Here is a 267-nt window from a genome sequence, read left to right on the forward strand (position 1 = left end):
AACCGATGCCGTGGCTATTCAAGTAGAAAAATTCAGTCAAGAAGTCTCATTTATCGGATTATTAAAGAAGCATCTACACGAGCAAGCTACAATAACATCTCGGGTTATCAAAACCAAAGTGAGTGAAGCGACTAAGATTAAAGATTATTTCGATTTTTCTGCTCGATTAACGCGACTTCCGGCACATCGATTACTTGCTATGTTACGAGGTAAGTCGGAAGGGTATTTACGACTAAAAATAGAGCGAGATCCTTATAATAACGATAA

General features: G+C 37.8%; 1 pseudogene. It reads left to right on the forward strand.

Annotated elements, in window-relative coordinates:
* Window positions 1-267 (forward strand): annotated as a pseudogene (locus tag V6256_RS15320) (RNA-binding transcriptional accessory protein); the annotation flags it as partial.

Source organism: Psychromonas aquatilis (genome assembly GCF_038155185.1).
Classification (GTDB): domain Bacteria; phylum Pseudomonadota; class Gammaproteobacteria; order Enterobacterales; family Psychromonadaceae; genus Psychromonas; species Psychromonas aquatilis.